The 25,481-nt window shown below is 36.9% G+C and carries 20 protein-coding genes and 1 pseudogene; 20 read left to right on the top strand and 1 reads right to left on the bottom strand.

Features of this window, described 5'->3' with window-relative positions; translation table 11 throughout:
• Positions 1-25: 25 nt before the first annotated feature.
• The 7 genes from F5ESL0228_RS07400 (at position 26) to F5ESL0228_RS07370 (ending at position 10,349) form a co-directional block, all read left to right on the top strand.
• A complete protein-coding gene (locus F5ESL0228_RS07400) occupies positions 26-994 on the top strand; it encodes an asparaginase (RefSeq protein WP_122023343.1) in 969 nt (322 codons plus the stop codon).
• 206 nt (positions 995-1,200) lie between these two features.
• The gene (locus F5ESL0228_RS07395) at positions 1,201-3,003 is read left to right on the top strand and encodes an FAD-binding protein (protein WP_122023342.1); all 1,803 of its coding nucleotides are present in this window, start codon (positions 1,201-1,203) and stop codon (positions 3,001-3,003) included.
• A 113-nt stretch (positions 3,004-3,116) separates the two neighbouring features.
• Positions 3,117-4,025: a LysR family transcriptional regulator gene (locus F5ESL0228_RS07390; protein WP_122023341.1), complete on the top strand. Its 909-nt coding sequence runs from the start codon at positions 3,117-3,119 to the stop codon at positions 4,023-4,025.
• A 205-nt stretch (positions 4,026-4,230) separates the two neighbouring features.
• Positions 4,231-5,715 (top strand): FAD-dependent oxidoreductase, encoded by a 1,485-nt coding sequence (locus F5ESL0228_RS07385; protein WP_122023340.1) that lies wholly within the window; start codon positions 4,231-4,233, stop codon positions 5,713-5,715.
• Positions 5,716-5,740: 25 nt separating this feature from the next.
• Positions 5,741-6,961, top strand: a complete 1,221-nt coding sequence (locus tag F5ESL0228_RS07380) for a nitrate/nitrite transporter (protein ID WP_122023339.1) — start codon at positions 5,741-5,743, stop codon at positions 6,959-6,961.
• Between the two features lie 31 nt (positions 6,962-6,992).
• The gene (locus tag F5ESL0228_RS07375; RefSeq protein ID WP_122023338.1) at positions 6,993-8,855 is read left to right on the top strand and encodes an FAD-dependent oxidoreductase; all 1,863 of its coding nucleotides are present in this window, start codon (positions 6,993-6,995) and stop codon (positions 8,853-8,855) included.
• Positions 8,856-8,912: 57 nt separating this feature from the next.
• Positions 8,913-10,349, top strand: coding sequence for an FAD-dependent oxidoreductase (locus tag F5ESL0228_RS07370; RefSeq protein WP_122023337.1), 1,437 nt, complete (start codon positions 8,913-8,915; stop codon positions 10,347-10,349).
• Positions 10,350-10,451: 102 nt separating this feature from the next.
• Here the strand turns inward: F5ESL0228_RS07370 and F5ESL0228_RS07365 are convergent, their stop codons facing one another.
• Entirely contained in the window at positions 10,452-11,807 is a 1,356-nt protein-coding gene (locus F5ESL0228_RS07365; RefSeq protein WP_122023336.1) for a threonine/serine exporter ThrE family protein, read from the bottom strand.
• A 132-nt stretch (positions 11,808-11,939) separates the two neighbouring features.
• Here F5ESL0228_RS07365 and F5ESL0228_RS07360 point away from each other — a divergent pair, with 132 nt between their 5' ends.
• The 13 genes and pseudogenes from F5ESL0228_RS07360 to F5ESL0228_RS07300 all read left to right on the top strand — a co-directional run bounded on the left by F5ESL0228_RS07360 (position 11,940) and on the right by F5ESL0228_RS07300 (position 25,426).
• Positions 11,940-12,392 (top strand): MarR family winged helix-turn-helix transcriptional regulator, encoded by a 453-nt coding sequence (locus F5ESL0228_RS07360; RefSeq protein WP_122019069.1) that lies wholly within the window; start codon positions 11,940-11,942, stop codon positions 12,390-12,392.
• A gap of 48 nt (positions 12,393-12,440) precedes the next feature.
• Positions 12,441-13,844, top strand: a complete 1,404-nt coding sequence (locus F5ESL0228_RS07355; RefSeq protein ID WP_122023335.1) for a DHA2 family efflux MFS transporter permease subunit — start codon at positions 12,441-12,443, stop codon at positions 13,842-13,844.
• Between the two features lie 160 nt (positions 13,845-14,004).
• A complete protein-coding gene (locus F5ESL0228_RS07350) occupies positions 14,005-14,760 on the top strand; it encodes a DeoR/GlpR family DNA-binding transcription regulator (RefSeq protein ID WP_122023334.1) in 756 nt (251 codons plus the stop codon).
• A complete protein-coding gene (pfkB, locus tag F5ESL0228_RS07345) occupies positions 14,760-15,674 on the top strand; it encodes a 1-phosphofructokinase (protein WP_122019064.1) in 915 nt (304 codons plus the stop codon). Before F5ESL0228_RS07350 ends, pfkB begins: the two co-directional genes overlap by 1 nt.
• Before the next feature lie 16 nt (positions 15,675-15,690).
• A complete protein-coding gene (locus tag F5ESL0228_RS07340; protein ID WP_122023333.1) occupies positions 15,691-17,643 on the top strand; it encodes a fructose-specific PTS transporter subunit EIIC in 1,953 nt (650 codons plus the stop codon).
• A gap of 232 nt (positions 17,644-17,875) precedes the next feature.
• Positions 17,876-19,581, top strand: a pseudogene (locus tag F5ESL0228_RS07335) (LytS/YhcK type 5TM receptor domain-containing protein).
• Between the two features lies 1 nt (position 19,582).
• Entirely contained in the window at positions 19,583-20,311 is a 729-nt protein-coding gene (locus F5ESL0228_RS07330) for a LytTR family transcriptional regulator DNA-binding domain-containing protein (RefSeq protein WP_122023332.1), read from the top strand.
• A gap of 143 nt (positions 20,312-20,454) precedes the next feature.
• Positions 20,455-20,898, top strand: coding sequence for a CidA/LrgA family protein (locus tag F5ESL0228_RS07325; RefSeq protein WP_233553577.1), 444 nt, complete (start codon positions 20,455-20,457; stop codon positions 20,896-20,898).
• Positions 20,898-21,623, top strand: a complete 726-nt coding sequence (locus F5ESL0228_RS07320) for an LrgB family protein (protein ID WP_122023331.1) — start codon at positions 20,898-20,900, stop codon at positions 21,621-21,623. The genes F5ESL0228_RS07325 and F5ESL0228_RS07320 overlap by 1 nt, the downstream gene beginning before the upstream one ends.
• A gap of 279 nt (positions 21,624-21,902) precedes the next feature.
• Positions 21,903-22,787: a metal ABC transporter solute-binding protein, Zn/Mn family gene (locus F5ESL0228_RS07315; protein ID WP_369916877.1), complete on the top strand. Its 885-nt coding sequence runs from the start codon at positions 21,903-21,905 to the stop codon at positions 22,785-22,787.
• Between the two features lie 11 nt (positions 22,788-22,798).
• On the top strand, positions 22,799-23,953 hold the full coding sequence (locus F5ESL0228_RS07310; protein ID WP_122023440.1) for an SLAP domain-containing protein: 1,155 nt from the start codon (positions 22,799-22,801) through the stop codon (positions 23,951-23,953).
• A gap of 55 nt (positions 23,954-24,008) precedes the next feature.
• Positions 24,009-24,629: an ATP-binding cassette domain-containing protein gene (locus F5ESL0228_RS07305; protein WP_122019136.1), complete on the top strand. Its 621-nt coding sequence runs from the start codon at positions 24,009-24,011 to the stop codon at positions 24,627-24,629.
• The gene (locus F5ESL0228_RS07300; protein ID WP_122019055.1) at positions 24,629-25,426 is read left to right on the top strand and encodes a metal ABC transporter permease; all 798 of its coding nucleotides are present in this window, start codon (positions 24,629-24,631) and stop codon (positions 25,424-25,426) included. Before F5ESL0228_RS07305 ends, F5ESL0228_RS07300 begins: the two co-directional genes overlap by 1 nt.
• Positions 25,427-25,481 lie beyond the last annotated feature (55 nt).

Raw genomic sequence — 25,481 nt, 5'->3', positions numbered from 1 at the left:
TTTATTTCTAAGTAGGAGTATTATTATGTCTAAGAAAATTCTTGTATTACACACCGGTGGTACGATTTCAATGTCAGAAGATGAGTCAGGCAATATCAAACCGAACAAGCAAAATCCACTTGCAGAGTTGTCTTTAAATAATCAAGGTGAAGTGGAATTAGTGACAGAGAAAATTTTCAATGTGCCATCTCCCCACATGGATCCTAAACATATGTTACAACTTTCATTAAGAATTCGGCGAGCAGAAGAAGAGGGTTTTTTTGGTGCGGTAGTTACGCACGGAACGGACACTTTAGAAGAGACAGCAATTTTTCTAGATTTAACAATTTCGAGTAAAATACCTGTTGTTTTAACTGGTGCAATGCGCTCTTCAAATGAAATTGGGACTGATGGTTTATATAATTTTCGTACTGCAGTGATTGTCGCTAGTTCACCGGAATCGGTAGGTAAAGGTGTTGTTGTTGTGATGAACGATGAAATTCATTCGGCACGCTATGTAACCAAGACACATACGACTAATGTGGCAACATTTCGTACGCCAACATTTGGGCCGATTGGAATCGTCTCTGATGGTCACGTTAATTATGTGCAAACGATTAAACCGTTGCCGCATTTGCCAATTGATCATGTTGTCGATCGGGTCTTTTTGGTTAAGGCATATGCAGGGATGGGGTCAGAGCTTTTACAAGCTTTAAATAATTCATCGACTAATGGAATTGTGATTGAAGCGCTAGGTGCGGGTAATATGCCACCACAAACATTGCCAGTCTTGCAGTCACTTCTTGATAATCATATCCCGTTAGTGTTAGTTTCACGTTGCTTTAATGGAATAGCCGAACCGGTTTATGACTATGAGGGTGGCGGCGTCAACTTAGCAAAAATGGGTATTATTTTTTGTCGCGGACTAACGGGTCCTAAGGCTCGAATCAAGTTGTTGGTTGGACTTAGTGCTGGATTAAAGGGTAAAAAACTGGCTAAATATCTTAATAACTGATTGAAAATCGCTCATCATTGTTGGTGAGCGATTATTTGCTTCGAGGGCTATATAAAGTAAGTAGTTAACAACTTATTCATAGTTTTTATGCTATATTATTAAAATAATAGACTTATTAATATTCATAATTGCTTATTGAAATCTTTATTACATATTTGTGATATGCTTAACATAATTACAATTGAAGAAGTTATAGGAGGTTTACCATGACTTATCAAAATAGCATTATTTGGAAAGCTAATTACGATGTAGTTGTATTGGGATTTGGCGGTGCTGGTGCAACTGCGGCTCGATTTGCAGCAGATAACGGTGCTAAAGTATTGTTAGTGGATGCGGCACCGGAGGGTCATGAAGGTGGTAATACTCGCTATTCAGCTCAAGCAATTGGAACCAGTAAAGACTTTAATAAAACTAAAAAGTATTATCAAAAATTAACAAGACCAATGTCACTTGATGAAGATATGATTGATACCTTTGTTAAGGGGATGGTTGATATGCCTAATTATGTATCTAACTACTTAGGTGTAAAACCTTGGAGCGTTCGTGAATATGCTCCAGAACTTAGAGATTCATTTGAAGAGTATCCAGAATATACTGGAGTAGAATCTTATGATTTTACAACTGTCAACAAAGGATTATTTGATGCATCATTGTGGCATATCTTAAAAAAACAGGTAGTCAAAAGACACAATAAAATTGATGTTTTATATGAAACTCCAGCTCTTGAATTGATTCAAGATCCTGCAAATCAACAAATTACTGGTGTAGTAATTAAACATGATGGGAAAAAGCTTAATATCCAAGCTAAAAATGGTGTAGTTGTAGCTACAGGTGGTTTTGAAAATAATCAAAGAATGATTGAAGATTTTTTGGGTGCAACCAAACTAGCTCCGTTAGGTACACTATATAATAAAGGCGATGGCATTAGAATGGTGCAAGAGATTGGCGGAGATCTTTGGCATATGCATAATTTTGAATCTGGTGGCGTACTTCATGGAATGACTTTTGCTGTTCCAAGAGGTGAGCGCGGGCGAGTAATGCCTGCCAAGCAAAAAGAAATCATAGATCATGGTGCTACGTTTGTTGTTGGTGATGATGGTACTAGGTACTTTAATGAAACTGAAATACATCGACATGGTCATATTAAAAATCATGGTCAATGGAAAGTGCCAATGAATCAAGACCATCCATATTTGATTTTTGATGAAAATAAGAAGCAAGAATTGGATAACGATCCAATTATTGGTGAGTACAAACCATATTGTGATCATGTAATTATGGCCGAATCAGTTAGTGAATTAGCTGAAAAAATTGGGCTTGATTCTACGATTTTGCAAACTACAGTTGATCGCTTTAATAAGGCAGCAAATGAACAAAATGATCCCGAATTTCACCGTGATCCGCACTCTATGCGTGCCTTTGTTGGCAGTAAAATTTTTGCAGTTAAAATGGAACAAACCATGCTTAATACCCAAGGTGGTCCAAGAAGAAATACTAAAGCAGAAGTTTTGGATACTAAAGGTAATCCAATACCAAATTTGTACTCTGCAGGTGAATTGGGCGGAATTTGTGCTAATCAATATCAAGGTGGTGGAAACTTGGCAGAATGTTTGATTTGGGGTAAAATTGCTGGCGAAAATGCAGCAAAGCCAAAATCACACAATAAAACTGATGTAGCAAGCGGTGCATCAGAACAAGCAAGTTATTTAACTTCAGATATACAAACAGAAAATTATCCAACGGGTGAAAACCAATATATTGGTCGTTCAAGCCGTGGAATGGGTGATGAAATTGTTGTACGAGTTACCGCTGATAAACAGAAAAATCTGAAACAAATTGAGGTATTAAAACAAGCTGAATCAGCGGATTATGGGCAAAAAGCGATTAATATTTTACCTCAGGAAATGGTTGAACATAATAGTGTTGATGTTGATGCAGTCTCAGGTGCTTCTAGTACAAGTCGAGGATTACGGGATGCAGTTTTAGATGCATTAAACCAAATTAACTAGTAATTAGTTTAAAAAAGACCGTTGGCAACAATGGTCTTTTTGAATGGTTAAAGTTTATAATTAAGGTGAAATAATTTTATGTTAGTCAATTGGCAATTGCGGAGAATAAAAGAATGAATTTTACCCAGTTACGCTGTTTTATCAAGGCAGTAGATAATTCTAGCTTTACGATTGCGGCAGAGCGAATGAACTTTTCTCAATCGGCTGTTTCCAAAAATATTAAAGATTTAGAGAATACAATTGGTGTAACGCTAATTAATCGTGCCCATCACCGTATCTCTCTTACCGATGCTGGAAAGTATTTTTATCGTGTTGCTCGCAACATTGTCGATGATATGGATTATACAGTGGCATATTTACAAAGTAAGAAGAATGATCCAGAAACACTTTTACGAATTGGGGTGTGCGATACGCCATTAGAACAAAAGGTTTTGCCCATTTTTTTGAAAAAATTGCGAGCAGCACAAAGTAACCTTAATATCCAATTTGTCTTTGTGTTAAATAATTCAATTGGTGAATTACTCAATCACCATGTTGATCTATGTGCGATTGCCCGAGATGATGTTAATGTTGTGGATGATGTTCATTTTTCACCTTTAATTCAAGGCAGGGTGGTTTTGGCTTGTCCACCTAATTCGCGTTTAGCTCAAAGGTCACGGCTTCTTTTAGATGACTTGGAAAAAGAAGAACTTTTCTTACTTGATCCTAATAGTTCTTTGAATGTTCAAATGAATTTTCAAAACGAACTAATTAATCGCATGGGTATGGAACATATTAAGTTTGTCCAGGACTTTTTGGCAATGAACATTTATGTTAAAGCTGGCTGGGGTTATGGGATTATCCCAAACTTTATTGCTGATAACCGTGCCGATGATATTACTTATGTACCGATTGATTATCATGAGATTTCCCCATATGGTATTGTTTATATGGAATCTTTTACCAATGATTCTGTTTTAAAAGAAGTAATTACAACATTAAAGTTAGCAATTAATGAGTATTTAAATCAAAATAATAAATAATACACAAATTAATAGTAAACTGAAATAAGCTTGTGAAAGGCGCTAAAACGTTGATTCACAAGCTTATTTATGTTGGTTGGTAAAGATAGCTAATCGTCAGCATTCCATTTAGTAATCTTCAATTCTAAATTTAGTGCAAAGATTCACTTAATCCATAGTATTATGAAAGCGATAAAAAAAGTTACATTAAAAGTGAGGGATAAATATGGTAAGTACTTATGATGTGATTATTGCCGGCGCCAGCAACGCTGGTGCAATGGCAGCATGTGCTGCTGCTGAAAAGGGTGCCAAAGTTTTGTTAATTGATAAATCTGGCAGCTCCCAGTTCTTATTCCGTTCTTTCTTTGCGGCACTTAACAGTAACGCTCAACAAAGAGCAGGCATCAAGGTAGATAAAGCTAAATTAATGAATTTTTTAACGCTTTTCTTCCAAGATAATGTTGATGAAAGATTGCTTTGGACTTGGGCCAATCATGCTGATGAAACAGCTAATTGGCTAGAAGATAATATTTTAAAACCAAATGGTGGAATTTTACGTCCGCAAGAAGATGCTTATTACGAAACAATAGTTAATACGGCTTTCAATACCGAATTAGCGATTGCTACTCCCGATAATGGCTGGGCTCATTATGGTGAATGGGTACTCAATAAAGCGCAAGAATTAGGCGTAACCATTAAATATAATACCAAGATGGAGGAATTAGTCACTGATGATAATGGTAGCGTAACTGGTGTCATTACGAGTGATCGTGCTAGTGGTGAAAAAACTCAGTTTAATGCTAATAAAGGTGTCATTATTTGTACTGGCGGCTATGGCGGCAATGTTGATTTAATGAAGAAATGGAATCCGCTTGGTTACAAGAAGAATGTCTACTCTGATGGACCACGAGATGATGGTTCAGGAATTCTAGCCGGCTTAAAAGTTGGTGCTGCACGTGATGAAGAACCAGCTGAAATTATTTTTGATCGTGGTGCAGTTCCGGTTGGTACAAAGGCTGAAGATCATTATGAAATTGACTTTAAGGGACCAGGATATTTCTGGATGGGAGCATATCCACTACTTAAGGTTAATTTGAAAGGTGAACGTTTTGGTAACGAAAGTGTCCCTTATCAATTTGATATTAATGCAATGTCGAAGCAGCCGGGCTATCTTGAGGCTCAGATTTGGTCAGAAGATACCATGGATCACTTAGCACAATTTGATACACAGGGCTGCTCACGTTTAGGCTGGCCTGGTATTTATAATACTAAAGAAAATAAAGCCGAAATTCAACGGCGAATTGATGATGGAATGGTGCAAAAAGCCGATACGATTGAAGAACTGGCTGAAAAATTAGCTTTACCAAAAGACAAGTTGGTCGCAACAGTTAAACGGTATAACCAGATGTGTAAGCAAGGTGTAGATACCGATTTTGGCAAAGAAAAATTCAGATTATACCCAGTCGAACATGGCCCATATTATGGTGTCATAATGGGGGGACGTCTTCTTGCAACGCTTGATGGCTTACGGATCAATTCTAAGATGGAAGTGATTGATAAAGATGGTAACACAATTCCGCATCTTTATGCAGCGGGTAATGCTAGTGGCGGCTTTTTCTGGGGTTCATATCCAGACCGTGTTCCGGGCTTAACTTGCAGTCACGCCCAAACTTTCGGTAGGTTAGCCGGTCAATTCGCAGCAGAAAATTAGTTTAATTTAAAAAGGAGTTTTAAAAATGATGGATGAAAGACAAATGCCCAAGCTTTCAAATTATCGCTGGATAATTTTAGCCATTGCCGCATTATTAGATGCAATCAGTAGCTACATTCAATTTCAAATTTCAGCGTTGGCAACTCAAATTATGCCAGAATTACATATTTCACCAGCACAATTTTCAAGTTTATTGATGGCACCAATGCTTATTGCCGTATTCTTAAGCATTCCGGCTGGTTCTTTGGCTGATAAATTTGGAGCCAAAAAGATTGTTGCGATAGGCTGTGTTATTTCAGTTCTTGGTGCATACGGTCGTTTAATTGCACATAACTTTGTAACGATGATGATTATGTTATTACTTTTTGGAGTATACATGGCATTATTAAATGCTAATACATTAAAACTTTTTGGTACATGGTTTAAGCAGGATACTAATTTGGCGATGGGAGTTTTCTTTGCTTCTGCCAGCATTGGAATTATGTTGTCACAAGTTACCAGTCCAATGTTTCCAAGTGTTGAAGCGGCATATATTTTTTCATCAAGCGTCCTTTTGGTATTAACTATTTGCTGGGTCTTATTTGTTAAGGATATGCCAGCAGGTGAAGAACTTCCTCCAGAGGCAGTTAAACAAGATAGAGCAGAATCTTCAATGGAATTTTTCAAGACTGCTGCACGTAGTAAAAAGACTTGGCTAGTTGCTTTATCAGTTGGCTGCGGGATGGGTGCTAGTGAAGCCTTCTCAGGAATTCTGCCACAAGCATTTGTTGCCCGGGGAATGACTCCAGCCGGCGCCGGAATGGCTGCAGCGGTAGGTACAATTGGTAGTTTATGTGGCTCACTTTTTGGTCCAGCCTTAATTAATAAAGCGAGAAAAGCTAAGCCAGTGATGATGTTAGTTACGCTCTTAGGTGGATTATTAATTGCCATGACCTGGTATATTCCAATCGGCATGCCACTAACAATTGCCTTAATTTTAGGCGGGTTATTTGGTGCCATTACAGGTCCAATTATGCAGTCACTGCCAATTACTTTTCCAGAAATTGGACCTAAGTATGCTGGTTCTGCAGGTGGTTTAGTTGGGACTGTGTCACTGCTTCTATCATATTGTATTCCGGTTATCGTTTCAGCAATTGCTGGTAGAAATTATGCTTTAACCTTTATGATTCAGGGGCTTGTCTTTGTTATTACTATCATCTTTATGGCTATTTTGCCAGACGCAAATGATGCACGTCGTCGTAAATAAGTTATTTGATTAGTTAAGAAGGATTTTAATTATGGTAAAAATCACTACTAAGCCCGGTAAATACACTGGTTCCGGTCAAGGCAAGGAAAGTCAAATTAACCTTGAGGTCGAAGTGGGCTCAGATCAAATTATTAGCGTTAAGGCACTTGATCAATATGCACCCGGAAGTTTGGCCGATAATGCCTTCAAGAAGATGGCGCAAAAAATTGTTGCGCATCAGGATGTTGATGTGGATGTCGTTTCTGGAGCTTCCGAAACATCACGTGGAATAATCGAGGGAGTTAAAAATGCTTTAACAAAAGCTGATGTTGACTTTGAAGCACTAAAAGCTAATGGTGCTAAGACCAATATAAGTGCTAAGAAAACCATTAATGTTGATGTTGCGGTTGTTGGTGCTGGTGGAGCCGGTGTAGCTGCCGCACTTGCTGCTAGACAACATGGCGTTAGTGTTGCTCTTTTAGAAAAGACAATTTCGCCATTAGGTGCCAGTACCTTTGCCGGCGGGATGTTTGCCGGTGATAGTCAGCAACAAAAAGATCAAGACCAAGTCGTTTCTAAAAAGTGGCTTTATGATGAATATATGGATGCGTCACAAGGCTATATGAATTCAATTTTAGTACGCAGAATTATTGATGAATCTGGCAAAACAGTTGACTGGCTCAATGAAAATGGTGCAATTATGAAGTTGGTTGATGCCGGAACAGGTGGCAGTTTTGATCATATTGGCATGCCGGCAACTTTGCATGGTTATCAAGAAGGTGGTACAAAAGCCGTTACCAAACTGATTGAAAAGTTTAAATCTCTTGGTGGACAAATGTACTTCGGCTTTGCAGGGCAGAAGTTATTACAAGATGATGATGGTAAGGTAGTTGGCTTAATTGCGCAAGGTGACGATCAAGAATTACAAGTTAATGCTAAGAAAGTAATTATTGCAACAGGTGGCTTTGGCGGTAATGCCAAGATGCGCAAGCAATATCTGGGTGATGTCAGTACCCAAGGTCAGGTTCTACAAAATACTGGGGACGGTTTGAACATGGCTTGGGATGCTGGAACAGCTCGTCATATTAATGGTTCAACTCACTATTTCTGGCAAACTTTCAGCAATGAGGATATTGGCGCTATGGCCAAGTTAGTGGGACCGAATTGGATGCCATTAAATGCTTTAGCAGATTTTCCTAACTTACGGGTTAATAATCGTGGTCAGCGCTATGCTAGTGAAACTCATGCTTTGGATTTTGCAGTTCACGGTGCGGAATTATCAGAGCAGCCTAAGCAAACCGAATTTGTGATTTTGGATCAAGCGATGCTTGACAAGATTAAGGAAGGCGGCACGGTTGCGATTGAAGATCACTACGGTAAGTGGAAGAATAAGCGTGAATTCTATATGGAATTCAATTATCCGACTGATACCGACGAAAGTATTAAACGTGAACACGAAAAAACTGATTTTACAAGTCTTTTAAACAAATTGGCTTCTACAAATGTTGTCTTTATTGGCCAAACTATCGCAGAATTAGCTGAACAAATGGGTGTTGATCCTGATAATCTGCAAAAATCGATTACACAATATAATGAAGCCAAAAACAAAGGTGAAGATGATCTATTCTTCTCTGATACTAAGCGAATGATTCCGGTGGAAGAGGGACCATTTTACGCAGTTAAGTTTATTGCCCGCAATCTTGGTACATTAGGCGGTGCCACAATTGATGAAAGAATGCGTGCTTTAGCGCCAAACGGAGAACCAGTTGCTAACTTATATGTCGCAGGAGCCGATGCTTCAGGCATGTATGGTAAGGCTTATGTTGATTTTGAAGGCGGTACTTTGGGCTTTGCATATATTTCGGGTCGCTTAGCCGGAATTGATGCAGCCGAGTCAGTTAAGAAGAACAAGTAATTTTAAAAAGCATGGGCAAATTGTACATGCTTTTTATAAAATAATGAGGTCTGAATAATGGAAGAATATGATGTAGTAATCGTAGGTGCTGGGTTAGCTGGTTTTGCTGCCGCTACTGAAGCTGCTGACCAGCATTTGAAAACATTGTTGGTAGAAAAGGGCAGAACAACAGGTGGTACTGGCAATTATGTTGAAGGAGTCTTCGCTGCTGATTCTGAAATACAGCAAAAGGAAAATGCTGTTATTGATAAAGACGAATTGCTCAACGAAGAATTGACTTATTCTCATTACCGAGCTGATGGTAGGATGTGGCAAAAATACATTAATCACGCTGGTAAGAATGTATCTTGGCTACAAGATCACGGTGTTAAAATTGCAATGGTTGCCAGTTGGGGGTCTGGTGCAAGAACATGGCATTTGTTTGAAGGTAAAGGCCATGATGCAATTCACAATAGTCTTGAACCTTATGTTAAAGAAAAAGGAATTGAGATTGTAACTTTAACAAGAGTAACAAGTCTTAAGAAAAATAATGATCATACTTTTATTGTTACTCTGACTCAAGTTGAAGATAAGAGTGAGCGACTAGTCCGAACAAAGAATGTTGTTCTAGCAACAGGTGGTTACCTTAATGATCAAAAATTAATGCAAAAGACGCCGCATCAAAATCCAGATAATATTATTCCTGTTAATTCTGGTAAAAATACTGGAGATGGCTTGAGACTAGCATGGAGTTTAGGTGCCAAAAAATTCTTTACTGGTATGGCCATGATGTTTGGTGGTCAGCTAAAAGATCATACAATTCCTTCATTCAAACTGTGGGGAACCGCTATTTGGAGTTCTGTTTGTGATCAACCACAATGCTGGGTTAACGAATTGGGAGAGCGTTTTGTTGACGAAAGTGCAGCTGTAGTTAATTGGGCAAATGAGGGCAATGCCATGAACCGCCAAGATCGTGTTTTCTGCATCTTTAGTCAACAAATTTTGGACGATTTTACTGATAAATCTTATCCAAGGTCAATGAAGCCATTTGTTCCAGAGGATCGTTATCCAAGTTTGCGTTCTGACATTGAACAGGCAGAAAAAGATGGGCGCGAATATTTGCATAAAGCGCTAACCATAGAAAAACTTGCAGAAGAAATTGATACGCCAAATTTGCCAGCTTACATTGAGCATTATAATGAAATGGCAGCACAAGGTGAGGATACCGACTTTCATAAGCCAGCTAAGTATATGTTGCCAGTTGCTGGTGAAGGTCCATTTTATGCCATTGAATTAGGTGTTGGAGCCTATACGACTGGTGACGGCTTGCGTGTTAATATTAAAAATGAGGTTTTAGATACTAAAGGACGACCAATTCAAGGACTATATGCTATTGGCGGGGATGGTTCCGCTGTATTATATGGTGATACTTATGGAGTAAATGTACCAGGAACTCATGCCGGTTATTGTGTTTTTTCAGGTAGAAATGCCATCGAAAATATTGCGAGGAAGTAAAATATTAAAAATGAGTCTAAGGAAAAACAATAAATAAACAAAGAAGCTGATAATTTTCGTTAATTAAAACGTTAATTGATCAGCTTTTATTTTGGGATTTTTTTAATCTGCATGTCGCCACTTGGCGTCTGTCAAAATTCTTGCCGTTAGAAGGCCAATTGGTAAAGCAATGATAATCATTAAGGCATTCATAATCCAGTAAGCACCAATGTTAATATTTGTAATGCCAAAGTTGAATACAGCACGATACATATATAAACCTGGAACCATGATAACGATGGCTGGTACAGTAATTGCAATTCTAGGAAAGCCGACTCGATCGCGGACAAAACTAGCAATCAACCCCGCGAGTAGTGCACCAATGAATGCGGCCATGGCAGCAGGTGTATGTGAAAAGTCAACTAAACTTAAGCGTAGGGTGTTGGCAAAGGCGCCGATAGCTGCTGCAACTGTTGCCATTGCTGGTGTAGCATTGAACATGATTGAAAACCCATAAACCCCACAAAAACTAGCAATAATGCGAAATATTGTTAAGAAAAGAGGGGATAAATTAAGTGCGGGCATTGAACCAGGACGCAAATTAAGTAAAGTCGCCATTCCCCAACCCGCCATTGTTGCAATCATAACAACCAATATGGCGTATGCAAGTCGCTCAATTCCAGAACGCATATCTAGTTTTGACATATCAAGTCCGGAAGTGATGAATGGAAAGCCAGGAATGACATAAAGCATTGAACCAATATAACCGAATGCATGATGATAATCCCAATGAAGCATAGATTCGCCAAGCTTAAAGCCTAAAAAGTAAACAGCACACGAAATAGCTACACCCACAACAATTTTTGCTACTAAAGTAATTTGTTGTTTACCAAGCAAACCGCGGAAGTAATTTCCTATTGCGGCACCGAAAAACGTACAAAGCATTTCAGGCCATCCCCCACCAAGCAAAAAGATAAAACCAGCACATGCTACGCCTGCGCTTAGAGCTGAAATAAGTAGTGGATAACTTTTAGTATTGCGCTCAATTTGCGATAAGCGATGGTGAACTGCACCGATTGTGATGTAATCATTTTCTGCTTCAAAACGACGAACGAAGTTTTCAAGTTTATTTAATTTATTCATATTAACAGCGGTTGAAGCCAGCGATAAGGTTTGAGAATAAGATTGGTTATCAACATCAAAACAGGTATATTCAATAGTAATCAAACCAATATCAGCCGAACAGGTAATATTTAATGCCCGTGCAATTGTATTCATTGAATCTCTAACACGCCAAGCTCCAGTACCACAAGATAATAACATAATGCCAATTCTGCCAACTAAGGAGCCTTTTTCTACAAGTGTTGCGTCTTTGACCAAAGTATCATCTGAACTTTTAAAAAAATCTTTCCAATGAATTTTCATGTGATGTTTAGATGATAGATGATTTTCTACATTATTTGGATTGTTATGTTCCATTAATTAAAATTCCCCCTTAATAGCCAATTTTAATTTTACCACACCGATAATGGAGGAATTTTTTACGAAAATAAAAAAAGTCTGGTTAAATTTAATTTGTGTAGTATACTACATAAATAGAGGATAAATAATATGTCAAAAATGTTTTTAAATAATTTAGGACCCAAAATAAAAATCGCCAATACACTAATTGAAAAACAGTTGAATAATGAATTTGCTAAAGTATTTGATAAGTATTCTTTAACCGGTGCCCAAATTTCTTTACTGCTTTACTTATATGATTCTAAGGGCAGGACAGTTACCCAAAAAGAAATTGCTGATGCTTTTGTATTGAGTCATCCAACGGTTAGAGGAATTGTTAAACGGTTGGCTGATAGCAATTTAATAGCAACATCACACCTTGAGCATGATCAAAGGCAAGTTGTTCTGACCCTAACTAATCAAGGGTTCAATCTAATTAATGATAATGCTGAAAAAATACGCATAATTATGGATAACGTTAATCAACGAATTGTTCTAGGCTCTTCACCTCAAGAAGTTGAGAGGCTTGAACAGGCAATAGAAAAGATCATTTCTAATTTTTGATATTTTAATTTAACCAAAAATGTAGCTTACTACATATAAGGAGAACAAATGAAACAAGAGATTAAAAATATTTCTAGTCAACAAAGAACTACTATGATGGCAGTTTTGCTATTTGGAGCCTTTGTGGCCTTATTAGCAGAAACTTTTTTAAACAATGCCTTGCCGTCAATTATCAAATCATTTAATATTAGCCAAGCGACTGCTCAATGGTTGACTACTGCTTATTTGTTAGTGGTGGGATTAATGATTCCAATGTCGGCTTGGGTGTTTGAATCATTTAATTTACGGCAAAACTTTATAGCAATGATTGGCATCTTTTTTACTGGTTCGATAATTTGTATTTTTGCTTCTAATTTTTATGTTTTACTTTTGGGAAGAATTATTGAAGCAATTGCAGCAGGCGGCTTGATGCCATTTATTCAAAATGTTATTTTGATTATGTTTCCACCAGAAAAACGTGGCTTGGCAATGGGAATAACTGGTTTGGTTATTGGTTTTGGGCCAGCAGTCGGTCCAACAATTTCGGGTTTGATTTTAAAATATGCAGATTGGCAAATGCTGTTTATTATTCTAAGTATCACCAGTGGTTTAGTTGGAATTTTGGCTTTCTTTTTAATTCAAAACTTTACAGTACCCCATAAAGGTTCGATTGATATTATTTCGTTATTGGAATCAACTTTCGGCTTTGGCTTGATTTTATATACATTATCTGAAATCGGTAATACTGGGAAAATTTCACTGCTATTAATAATCACTTTTATACTTGGTTTGATAATTATTGTGTTGTTTTGCCTGCGTCAATTAAACATGAAAGAACCATTATTGGATATTCGTGTTTTTAAAAATATCGGCTTTGATTTATGTACGATGTTAAGCACAATTAGTAATATTTCAATGGTTGGTGTTGAATTGGTCTTACCTCTTTATTTACAGACAACTAGAGCAGAAACAGCTTTGACCGCTGGGCTAGTCATGATGCCGGGTGCGTTAATTATGATTATCTGTAACCCAATTTCTGGTATTATGTATGATAAAGTTGGCATTAAGAAATTGTCATTATTTGGCTTTGCAATGTTACTTCTAGGTACATTACCAATGGTAATATTTAATGCTCACTCTAGTCTAATATTAATTAGTGCTTGTTATGCACTACGTATGGTAGGTATCTCATTTACGATGATGACTACTTTCACAGCTGGAATTAATATGGTTGAAGATAATATGACAGCACATGCCAATGCCTCCTCATCGACTATCAGACAAATTGGTGGTTCATTAGGAACAGCCTTAGCAATGTTGGTAGTAACAGTTAGTGCTACCAGTTCAAAAGGTAATAAATTAGTAAAACTGACTAGCGGATATCGTTTTGGTTTCTTATTAATGCTGGGGTTTGCATTAATCGGGCTTGTGTGTTCATTTATGTTACCAGGTATTAAGAAAGATGAAGAATAAGTTATTTATATAAAATTAGGTTGTGAGGTAACTCATAACCTAATTTTTATTTATCAGACTTAGTCAAATTTAATAATTTTTGCATGAAAATGACGTATTTTGATTGTTAATGATTGATTTTATTTACTTAACAGAATAAAATACTTTGGAGGTGAATGGGATGCTCACTCAAGAGCGACAAAAATTAATTGAAAATCGTGTTAATCAACATGGCTTATGTCGGGTAAGCGACTTGTGTGCAATGACTTCAACATCCGAGTCAACAATTCGGCGTGATCTTAATCAAATGGAAGAAAAAGGTTTGATTAAGCGAATTCATGGAGGCGCTCAGTCGGTCACCAGTTTTGCTCATGATGTGTCACAACACATTCGTTTTACAATGAATCACGATGATAAAATCCGAATCGCCCAGTATGCTGTTCAGCACTATGTTCATGAAAATGACTACATTTTTATTGATGCTGGAACAACAGCTTACGAAATGGTGCCATTCTTGGCTAATATGGTCAACGTGACCGTTGTGACCAATGGTCTTGAAACTGCCTTAGGGGCACTTAACCATAATATTAATACTATACTTTTAGGTGGAAGAATTAAGGAAGATACACATGCGGTTGTTGGTCAATCAGCAATTAAGCAATTGAGGAATATGAATTTTGCAGCTTGTTTTGTTGGCACTAACGGGATTGATCATTCGGGGAGTCTGACCACTCCAGATCCTGAAGAAGCGGCAATCAAAAAATTGGCATGGAAACACGCAGAAACAACTTATATTCTTTCTGATATATCAAAGATAGGTGATCAAAGTTTTGCAACGTTTGGTAATATCAAAAATGCAATGTTGATCACTACTATCTTAGATAAAGCGCATCTGGACTTATTACCAGCTAAAATCAATTTGAAAGAGGTTAAATAATGATTTATACGGTCACTGTTAACCCTGCTTTAGACTATGTTATTCAGTTACAGCAGGTGAAAAGTGGGGAAGTTAATAGAAGCAATAATTGCTCATTTTTAGCGGGAGGCAAAGGAATCAATGTTTCTCAAATTTTGAACCAGTTAGGAATTGATAACACTGCTTGGGGATTCGTTGGTGGATTTACTGGTAAAGAACTTGTCCGTCAGCTTAATCAACGGCGAATTGTGAATGATTTTGTTACAATTTCTGATGCTACAAGAGTTAATGTTAAAGTTCATGCCGAAGCCGAAACAGAAATTAATGCTGCAGGTCCAAGCATTACTGAGCAGGAAATAACTGCTTTTAAGGATCGATTAAGTGATTTAAAAAAAGGTGATATTGTTGTTTTAAGTGGTTCATTGGCTCCCACCTTGCCACCCGATTTTTATCAGCAGTTGTTACCAACAATTACTCAGGCAGGAGCCAACTTTGTTGTTGATACTACTGGTCAAGCATTGCTGGATACACTTAGTTTTCATCCACTTGTTGTTAAACCCAATCATCATGAATTGGCGGAAATGTTTAATACAACGTTTAATTCTGATGATGAACTGCTTGATTGTGCTCGTAAATTGCTTCAATTAGGTGCACAAAACGTAATGGTATCAATGGCAGGTAAGGGAGGTTACTTAATAACTACTGATCATGTTTATCATGCTAAAGGTGCTGTTGGAACTGCTATAAACTCTGTTGGTGCTGGGGATTCAATGATTGCCGGCTTTGTAGGAACATACGTTAAAAATAATGATCCAGCTGAAAGCTTTAGAATTGGAATGGCTTGTGGTGCAGCAACCGCTTTTACCAAGGATATTGCAGTTAAGAGTCAGATTGAAGCTGTGTTACCGCAGATTAAAGTGGAACAAATTTTATAATTAAGGAAGGATTGTAATGAAAATTAAGGACATATTAGCTCCAGAATCAATGATTATGGAGCTAAAGGCAACTAATCAAGAAGATGCTATTAAAGAAATGGCGGACCTAGAGGTTGAGACCGGTATTGTTAATAATGAAGATGAATTTATTTCAGCAATATGGGCCCGTGAAAAAGAGTCGACTACTGGTATTGGTGACGGAATTGCAATGCCTCATGCTCGTAATAAATCGATTAATAAAGCACGGGTATTGTTTGCAAAGAGTAAAGCAGGAATTGATTATAATTCACTTGATGGTCAACCGGTTTACCTCTTTTTCATGATTGCAGCACCAGCAGGTGCGGATAATACTCACCTTGAGGCTTTAGCAAAGCTATCTAGTTTATTAATTAATCCAGATTTAGTCGAGGCATTGAAAAAGGCTCAGACTCCTGAAGAAGTAATTCAACTTTTTGAAGATGCAGAAGAAAAAACAGATGCAGAGAAAAAGGCAGAGAAAGAAAAGCCCGTTGTAAAGAGTGACCGACCTTTAATAGTCGGGGTAACTGCATGTATTAATGGTATTGCTCATACATATATGGCACAAGAAGCCTTAATTAAAGCTGGTAAAAAACTCGGTGCGGATGTAAGGATTGAAACCAACGGCTCCGAAGGTGTGAAAGACCAGCTGACCGCAGATGAAATTAAGCGCGCACAGGGTGTAATTATTGCTTCTGACAAAAAAGTTGATATGCCACGCTTTGATGGCAAACCATTAATTAATCGGCCTGTTGTTGATGGGATTAATAAACCTGATGAATTAGTTGAGAAAATTTTATCTGGTAATGCCAATGTGTACCATGCGGACGGTCAAGCGGGTGTCCAGGATAATTCTGGTGAAAATACCAAGCAAGGCTTCTGGGGATCCGTTTACAAAAACTTGATGAATGGTGTTTCTCACATGTTACCGTTCGTTATTGGTGGCGGAATTTTAATGGCTATTTCTTTCATCGTGGAAAACTATGCTGGTGGTCCTAAATCTCCTGCATTCATCTTCTTAAATAATGCTGGTAACATGGCCTTTGCCTTTATGGTACCAATCTTGTCGGGTTACATTGCTGAGTCGATAGGTGATCTGCCTGCTTTAATGCCCGGTTTTGTTGGTGGTTTTATGGCCACTGTATATAGCGGTGCATATGGTGGTGCATATGTTGCCAATGTGGTTACTAATGCAAAATCTCCTGCCGGATTTTTGGGTGGACTTGCCTCAGGATTTATTGCTGGATACTTGGTAGTTGGTTTAAAGAAATTATTCGCTAAGTTACCTAAGTCATTGGAAGGCATGAAGCCAATGCTGATTTATCCAATTTTAAGTTTGCTATTAGTCGCTTTGATTATGTATTACATTGTTAATCCGATTTTTAGTACGATTAACTTTGGTATTACCAGTTTCTTAAATCAAATGGGTACAGGAAACTTAACTGTTTTAACCTTGATTTTGGCTGCTATGATGTCAATTGATATGGGAGGACCTTTCAACAAGGCTGCTTATGTCTTTGCTTCTGGTGCATTTGCTAATGATCCTCATTCAACAGTGGCAGCTGTTATGATGGCTGCCGTAATGGTTGGGGGAATGGTTCCACCATTTGCGACTGCAATTGCAACTACTTTCTTTAAGAATAAGTTTACTGCTGATGAACGTCGTGCTGGTGTGACTAACTGGATTTTGGGCTTCTCCTTTATTACTGAAGGTGCTATCCCATTTGCTGCTGCTGATGCTAAACACGTTATTCCTTCATGTATTGTAGGTTCTGCAGTTGGAGGAGCTTTAGTCGGTTTTTGGCGAATTGGTGTGCCTGCACCTCATGGTGGTTTATGGGTATCACCATTAGCCAATCATATTGTTTTGTACTTTGTAGCTACAATCATTGGCTCAATTGTCGCAGGTGTAATTTTAGGTCTTTGGAAGAAAAATATTAAACAATCATAATTAACAACATAGTATTTAATAAAAAATCTCAATCGTTTGGATTGAGATTTTTTTAGTTCCTTTTTTTGGTTGTTTAAACTCCAAAAATGGTAATTAAACATGTTTTGTAAATTATGAAATTAATGTTATGGCATAATAAAAGATAAAACTGGGGTAGTCTAACATAAATTAAAGAAGTGAGTACAATTTGTTTAATCTATTTATTTTATTATCAGAGCGATTAGGTCTTATTATGGTACTGGCATTTATGCTAGTAAATATGCGTTTTTTTAGGAATCTAATTGAAAAAAGAACGCTTAAATCGCAGACATGGTTGTTTGTAATTTTTTCAATCTTTGTAATTATTTCAAATTTAACTGGGGTGGAGATTTCGAATTCAAAAGAGATTGTAACTCCACTAATTATTACTAAAATGTCTCAATCTGATTCGATTGCTAATACAAGAATGTTAGTGATTACCACAGCTAGCTTGACCGGTGGGCCTTACGTTGGAATGCTGGTTGGATTAGTAGGTGGCTTACATAGAGTCATTTTTGGTGGCTTTTCTGATTATTTTTATATTTTTAGTTCGGTCTTAATTGGATTCTTAATTGGCTTTTTGGGAGACCATGTTAAGAAAAATAATTTGTATCCATCTACACTTTGGACAGTGGTTTTAGCGTTGCTGGCAGAATTGATTCAGATGGCCTTTATTTTTGTATTCCGCGGTTTGGGATTGGTTAAATTGATTTTTGTTCCGATGATATTGCTCAACTCAATTGGCTCTTACTTGTTTATTGAGATTTTGCAGACTTATTTATCTAACGAAAGACAATTACGAGCAGTCCAAACTAAAGATGTTTTAGAACTGACTAACAAGACACTACCTTATTTTCGCAATGGGCTCGATCTCGATTCGGCTAAACACGTTTGTCAAATAATTAAAGAATATACTCATTTTGATGCAGTAGGCTTGACCGATCAAAGAAATGTTTTAGCTCATATTGGCATGGGAGAAGATCACCATATTTCAGGAGAACCAGTGCTTACTGATATGTCTAAGTATGTAATTTCAACTGGAAAGGAGAAGGTAGCGTATTCCAAAAAAGACATTGGCTGTCCTCACCACGATTGCCCTCTGACTTCAGCGATTGTTTGTCCATTAAGAGTTAATGATGCAACAATTGGAGCATTAAAGCTCTATTTACGTGAAGGACGGGAAATGACGGTTGTTGAGGAAAATTTGGTTCGTGGGTTAGCGATGATTTTTTCTGGTCAATTGGCAATTGGAATTGCTGAACATCAGACCAGCCTAGTTAATGAGGCTGAAATAAGAGCACTTCAGCTCCAAATTAACCCACACTTTTTATTTAATGCGATTAATACCATTGGGGCATTGATGCGGGTGAATGTTGATAAAGCGCACGAAGCATTAATGCAATTAAGTACCTATTTTCGACTCAGTCTTAAAAATGGTCAAAAACAAGAAATTTCATTAGAACAAGAAAAAAATATGTTGAAGCATACACAGGAATTGAGGCACTCCGCTTTCCTAATAAGTTTTCAATTGATTATCAAATCAAAGTACCGGCTGATACCTTGCTACCACCATTTTGTTTACAAATTTTCATTGAAAATGCCATTAGGCATGCTTTTAAGGGGAGAAAGACCGGAAATAAAATTATGGTTGGTTTGACAAAAAGGGGACAATCTTTGGAAATCAAGGTTAGTGATAATGGAAATGGAATCGATTCAATGGTTCTTGCTCGGTTAGGACAAGAAGTAATTGATGAATCACGTGGAAGTGGAACCGCACTTTATAATTTAAATCGACGACTGCAAGGGTTATACGGAACGAGTAGCAAACTTAAAATTGTAACCAGTTCTGCTGGTTCAACTTTCAGTATGAAAATACCAATGAAACAAAGCAAAAATATTGAGAAGATAGCAGGAGATTAAGTTGAAAATTTTAGTTGTAGATGATGAACCGCTGGCACGAACGGAATTATTATATTTAATTAAAAAGAGTCCAAGTCTAAAAAATTACCCGGTAACACTTTATCAAGCAGAAGATATTAAAGAAGCTCAAGGAATTTTGCTAAAGTATCCAATTGATTTATTATTTTTAGATATTTCATTAAATGATGAAAATGGCTTTGAACTTGCAGAAGAATTGAAGCAGTTAGCTCACGCACCACTAATTATTTTTGCCACCGCATATGATGAATATGCAGTTAAGGCTTTTGATATAGGGGCGTTTGACTATATACTCAAGCCATTTGAACAGAAAAGAATTGACCGTGCTTTAAAAAAAGCGACTGCAAATCTAACAGCTAAATTTCAGAAGACATCAAGTAGCGAAAGTGAAGTTTTAATTGTTGAACTTGATGATCGAAATGTGGTAATTAAAAAAGCAAATATAGTTGCTGCTACAGTTAATAACGGGGTATTAACGATTACCACTGTCAAACAAAAGTTTGAAACAAGGAAAACTTTGGCCTGGCTAAAGCAGCATTTAACTGATGTAACATTTGTCCAAGTTCATCGTAACGCTATCGTAAATATCGGAGATATTAAAGAAATTCAGCCGTGGTTTAATCATACCTTATTACTTTTGATGAATAATGGTGTCAAAATTCAAGTAGGTCGATCTTATCGAAAAGAATTAAAAAGAAGGTTAGACATGTAAGGACATAAATTCACCTTAATCGCATTGTGAAATCGCTTTTAGGTAATTCGTGGCTTATTTTTTGCAGTTCATCCAATAACCAGATACAATTTTCTCTATTTAGCTTATGGTATTACTTGAAAGCAAGTTGTGAGAGAAAGGGAATGGTTTTTATGGAAGAAAAGAAAGTGAAGTCAGCACCAATTTTGGTTCAGATGTTCATTTATGCCGCAATCTTATTTGTGTCACAAGTGATTTCAGATTTGATGCCGAAGTCATTTCCGGTACCAACACCAGTGATTGGATTGATTCTACTTTATGTGTTATTAACTACTAAAGTGATTAAGATAGAATGGGTTGACTCTTTTGGCAGTGTTCTAATTTCTTTAATTGGTTTTATGTTTGTTCCATCAGGAATTTCATTAGCAGCTAACTTGAAAATTATGAAAGCACAGGGAGTGCAGCTAATAATTGTAATTGTGGCAGCTACAATTATCTTGTTAGTGGTTATTGCATATACAACCAGATTTTTTAGTTGGCTTGTTAATAAGATAACCGAGAGTCAGGTAAATATACATCACAAAAAGAAAATAGGAGATGCTAAGTAATGAAGTTTATAACTAATCCGTTATTTGGGGTTTTCTTATCACTGGTCGTTTTCTTGATCGGTCAATGGCTATTCAAAAAGTCTAACGGCTTCTTTCTTTTCCAACCTCTGTTTGTAGGAATGATTTTGGGAATTGCTGTTTTAGCAATTTTAGCCAAATTCTTCAATACAACTACAGCAATAGTTTACACACAAGCCTATAAGCCTGGTGGAGATATTATTTTTTGGTTTATTACTCCGGCAACAATTGCTTTCGCTGTCCCGTTGTACAAGCGTAACGATGTTGTTAAGAAAAACTGGCTGGTAATTTTACTTGGCTTAGTTGTTGGTACATTTATTTCGATGATATTAATTACGCTTGTTTCTAAAGCAGTTGGCCTTGATAGTGTTGGTATTAAGTCAATGCTCAGCCAATCAGCTACCACTGCAGTTGCAATGCCATTAACTAAGTCAATTGGTGGTAATGCTTCAGTAACTGCAATGGCATGCATTATCAATGCGGTCGTTATTTATGCACTTGGTAAGCAACTGGTAAAATGGTTTAATCTCAATGAAGATACCTTAGGTGCAGGCTTAGGATTAGGAACTTCAGGTCACACAGTTGGTTCAGCTTTTGCGTTAGAATTAGGATCTGTTCAGGGAGCGATGGCATCCGTTGCCGTTGTTGCAACTGCTTTAGTTGATAATTTGTTGGTTCCAATCTTTAGTCATATGATTGGATTATAGTTGTTAAAAATTTTATTATTATGTTACTTACACTGAAAACGTACTGAATATCTGGTACGTTTTTTGTTTTAAAAAATGAATATAATTTATCACGATAAAAGAAAAATAACTGAAATGTAATATTAATCAGATTGTTAGCAATGTTTAATGCGTTACTTTAATCGTGGCGTTTTTTTAGTGTATAATTGTTATTAATTGTAAGTAACTTTAGTAGAAGTTACGGTTATTTTATTTGGCGATCCCTAACGATAGCCTAAAAATTGTAAAGGAATGACAACAATAATGAATTTTACTAAATTGAAAAAATTATTCGCTGTGACTACCTTAGGGTTACTAATGCTGACGCTTACTGGGTGTTCATCACAATCAAAAAAAACAGACAAAATTTCAATTATGACTACAACTAATGTTTATGCAGATATTGCAAAGAACGTTGTTGGCAAGTATGGCACAGCACAAGCAATTATTAAGAATGCCAATGTGGATCCCCATGACTTTGAGCCGACTACTAATGATGCTAAAGCTATGTCTCAAGCAGATATTGTTGTTGCTAACGGCTTAGGATATGACAGCTGGATGAATAAATTGGCTTCCTCTGTTGATAAAAAGCCTATATTAGTTGGTGAAGACTTGCTTGGCTTAAAAAAGGGAGATAATCCACATGTCTGGTTTGATTTGAAAATGCCTGCCAAGTATGTTGATTGGTTAGTTAAGGAACTAAGCCGTAAAGATCCACAACATTCACGATATTATCGCAATAATGGTCGTCGGTATTTGGCAGAGATTGCTCGTGTTCAAAAAGCTGCTTCAAAAATTGGTGGTCATCACCAGTCAGTCTATGTCAGTGAGCCTGTTTTTGATTATGCATTAAAGGCAGCTGGCTTCAAGGTTGCAGATAAAGATTTTGAAAAAGCAGTTCAAAACAATACGGATCCAAGTCCTGCAACAGTGCAAAAAATATCGCAGGGAATTAAAGAAAGAAAAATCTCGTTTTTTGTAGTTAATTCTCAGACTTCTAGTTCTACTGTTGATAATTTCGTTAAGATGGCCGATGAACATGATGTTCCTGTTTTAAAAATTCGTGAAACAATTCCAGCAAAAACCACTTATCTAGAGTGGATGACAACAAGTTATCAAAGTTTAGCAGAGATTGCACAAAAATAATATATGAGGAAATAAAAATGAAAAAATTAATTGCTACGATAGCTATGGTTATCGGAATGAGTACGATGCTAACAGCTAGAGTGGTGGAAGTTCATGCTAGTGCCCAGGGTAGTACAATAAATAGTAATGCTAAACAGGAAAGTTATGGCGGTCTGACCTATCTGCAGCAAATGTTGCAGCAGGAGGGGATTAAGTACAACTGTTTTTATACAGACAATCCGTTAAATTATCGTAATGGTAAACCTGAAGGAGTTGTCATTCATGAAACAGCAACTCCTAATGCTAGTGCACATGATGAGGCGGTCTATTTCAATCGTGAATGGATGAATATTTATTCTTATGTACATGCTTTTGTCGACCATAATGGTGTTATTCAGATGATGACGCCAGCATATGGTGTTTGGGGAGCCGGTCCTATCGCCAACAATCGCTTTTTCCAAGTAGAATTATGCGAAGAAAACAATCTTACTGATTTTACTAAGAGTATAAACAATGATGCAATTTATGTGGCTCAAATTATGCACAGATATAATATTGTTCCCGTTAATGCTGTACATACAGGTCAAGGAACAGTTTGGTCACATCGTGCTGTATCGCAGTTTCTTGGTGGAACGGATCATGGCGATCCTGATGGTTATTTTGCCAAATGGGGCTATTCTATGGATGACTTTTTTGACCTAATCAAATATTATTATGACAAACCAGGTTCGCAAGATTCACAAAGTTCGCAGGGAACGCAGAATCCAGACAATTCAGGTAATCATGATAAAGATAATCATACTTCTCAAAAGCCAACTTTGCCAGAAGCTATCGGAAATAAAACTTTAATGCACAATGCAAAAGTTTATGATGAAAATGGTGTAGCTACTTCTACAGAATTAAAAAAAGCTGGTGTAAAGCTTACTATTTATGGTGATAAGATAATTAAAAATAAAAAGTATTTACAAGTAGGACTAAACCAGTATGTTGTTGCCAGCAATGTTGAAGGAAAAATGCGACTTTTAAAGCATAACGCTTATATGTATGATGCAAGCGGAAATCGGACTAATCTAGGCAAATTGTTCCGCGGTAATTCTGTGCGAATATATGGCGGGGCACTCAAAATAACTAATCGCAAATATTATCAAATTGGAATAAATCAATTTGTTAAAGTTGGGAATTTCTGAATAACCAAGTAAGGAGTGTAAATTGTCTGATATTTTAGAAGTAAATAATCTTGCCATGAAATTTGACCAAGAATTAATTTTTGAAAATTTAAAATTTAAATTGAAGCAGGGATCGATGACTGCACTTTTGGGACCAAATGGGACTGGCAAAACGACTTTGATTAATATTTTAATGAAGATGCTAGTACCAACAGCAGGAAATTTCAAGTTTGATTCAAATACTCGTCTGGGATATGTGCCACAGTTTCGCAATATTAATCCAGAATACCCATTATCAATTGAAGCATTTGTTGGCTTAAATGCTCCCTTAATCAAGAATCGTAAAATTAAGCAGGCAATTAAAGCGCAACTTAAAGAAACAAATTTATATCAAATTCGAAATACTCGAATGGGTGAAGCATCGGGTGGACAAAAACAACGTGCATATTTAGCACAAGCATTGCTGGAAAATCCTAACATGATTATTTTAGATGAGGCAACAGCAAGCCTAGACCCACTTGCTAAGGATGAATTAATGAAGTTAATCAGACATTTAAATCAGAAGCATAAAATTACGGTATTGTTCGTAACCCATGATGTGCCATTGGCAAAAAAATATATGCAGGATTACCTTTATTTAAATCATCATAAAATTGAACAAGGGTCAATGGCACAATTTGAGGAGGCTTACGATTAATGTTTGCTTTTGGATTTATGCGTAACGCCTTTTTAGCTAGTACATTTATTGCAATTACCTGTGGTATTGTCGGTGTTTATGTGGTGGCGCGCAATTTTAGTTTTTTAGCACACACTCTTTCGGAGATTGGCTTTGCTGGAGCCGCTTTTGCAGTTTGGCTGGGAATTAATCCCCTATGGGGAATGCTGCTATTTACTTTGTTAGGGTCAGTTAGTGTTGGTGAGTTATCCCTGCATAGTGAACAAAAAGAATCATCGATTAGCGCAATTTCAGCGCTATTCATTGGGTTAGGGGTCTTGTTTTTAGCAATTTCAGGTAATAATAGCAATTATGCGACCAATATTCTTTTCGGCAGTATAATTGGAGTTGATAAGCAAGGGGTTTGGCAATTAATTATCTTATCTATTATTGTACTATTGCTAATTTTTGTTATTCAAAGACAATTGAATTTTGACTCTTTTGATCATATTGGTGCACTTGCTCACGGTGTCAAAACCGGCTTAGTTAGTTTGATTTTCTTGGTGACTTTGGCGATGTCGGTTTCAATTGGGGCTCAAATTGTGGGATCATTGTTAGTATTTATTTTGTTGACCCTTCCGCCATCAATTGCTAGTTATATTGGCAAGACTATTCCGGCAATGTTGGCTTGGTCAGTTTTCTTTGCATTATTAGGTGTTTGGCTTGGGCTCTATCTTGGGTTTATAACCAATTTACCAGTAACATTTTTTATTGCACTAATTGAAGTGATTATTTATCTTATTGCTTACTTTGTCAGTGTTATTAGACATAATTTATAAGTGAAGATAATATTTACAAGATAAATGTAATTGTTTTCACTAGAATAGGCGAACA

Origin of the sequence: Lactobacillus sp. ESL0228, assembly GCF_003692825.1 — a bacterium.
Lineage (GTDB): Bacteria > Bacillota > Bacilli > Lactobacillales > Lactobacillaceae > Lactobacillus.
The sequence above is the reverse complement of the archived record's forward strand: the minus strand, read 5'-3'. Positions and strand labels throughout refer to the sequence as shown.

Coding starts and splice junctions, on each gene's coding strand:
- F5ESL0228_RS07400 (WP_122023343.1), top strand. CDS start 26: ATGTCTAAGAAAATTCTTGTATTACACACCGGTGGTACGATTTCAATG.
- F5ESL0228_RS07395 (WP_122023342.1), top strand. CDS start 1,201: ATGACTTATCAAAATAGCATTATTTGGAAAGCTAATTACGATGTAGTT.
- F5ESL0228_RS07390 (WP_122023341.1), top strand. CDS start 3,117: ATGAATTTTACCCAGTTACGCTGTTTTATCAAGGCAGTAGATAATTCT.
- F5ESL0228_RS07385 (WP_122023340.1), top strand. CDS start 4,231: ATGGTAAGTACTTATGATGTGATTATTGCCGGCGCCAGCAACGCTGGT.
- F5ESL0228_RS07380 (WP_122023339.1), top strand. CDS start 5,741: ATGATGGATGAAAGACAAATGCCCAAGCTTTCAAATTATCGCTGGATA.
- F5ESL0228_RS07375 (WP_122023338.1), top strand. CDS start 6,993: ATGGTAAAAATCACTACTAAGCCCGGTAAATACACTGGTTCCGGTCAA.
- F5ESL0228_RS07370 (WP_122023337.1), top strand. CDS start 8,913: ATGGAAGAATATGATGTAGTAATCGTAGGTGCTGGGTTAGCTGGTTTT.
- F5ESL0228_RS07365 (WP_122023336.1), bottom strand. CDS start 11,807: ATGGAACATAACAATCCAAATAATGTAGAAAATCATCTATCATCTAAA.
- F5ESL0228_RS07360 (WP_122019069.1), top strand. CDS start 11,940: ATGTCAAAAATGTTTTTAAATAATTTAGGACCCAAAATAAAAATCGCC.
- F5ESL0228_RS07355 (WP_122023335.1), top strand. CDS start 12,441: ATGAAACAAGAGATTAAAAATATTTCTAGTCAACAAAGAACTACTATG.
- F5ESL0228_RS07350 (WP_122023334.1), top strand. CDS start 14,005: ATGCTCACTCAAGAGCGACAAAAATTAATTGAAAATCGTGTTAATCAA.
- pfkB (WP_122019064.1), top strand. CDS start 14,760: ATGATTTATACGGTCACTGTTAACCCTGCTTTAGACTATGTTATTCAG.
- F5ESL0228_RS07340 (WP_122023333.1), top strand. CDS start 15,691: ATGAAAATTAAGGACATATTAGCTCCAGAATCAATGATTATGGAGCTA.
- F5ESL0228_RS07325 (WP_233553577.1), top strand. CDS start 20,455: ATGGTTTTTATGGAAGAAAAGAAAGTGAAGTCAGCACCAATTTTGGTT.
- F5ESL0228_RS07320 (WP_122023331.1), top strand. CDS start 20,898: ATGAAGTTTATAACTAATCCGTTATTTGGGGTTTTCTTATCACTGGTC.
- F5ESL0228_RS07305 (WP_122019136.1), top strand. CDS start 24,009: ATGAAATTTGACCAAGAATTAATTTTTGAAAATTTAAAATTTAAATTG.
- F5ESL0228_RS07300 (WP_122019055.1), top strand. CDS start 24,629: ATGTTTGCTTTTGGATTTATGCGTAACGCCTTTTTAGCTAGTACATTT.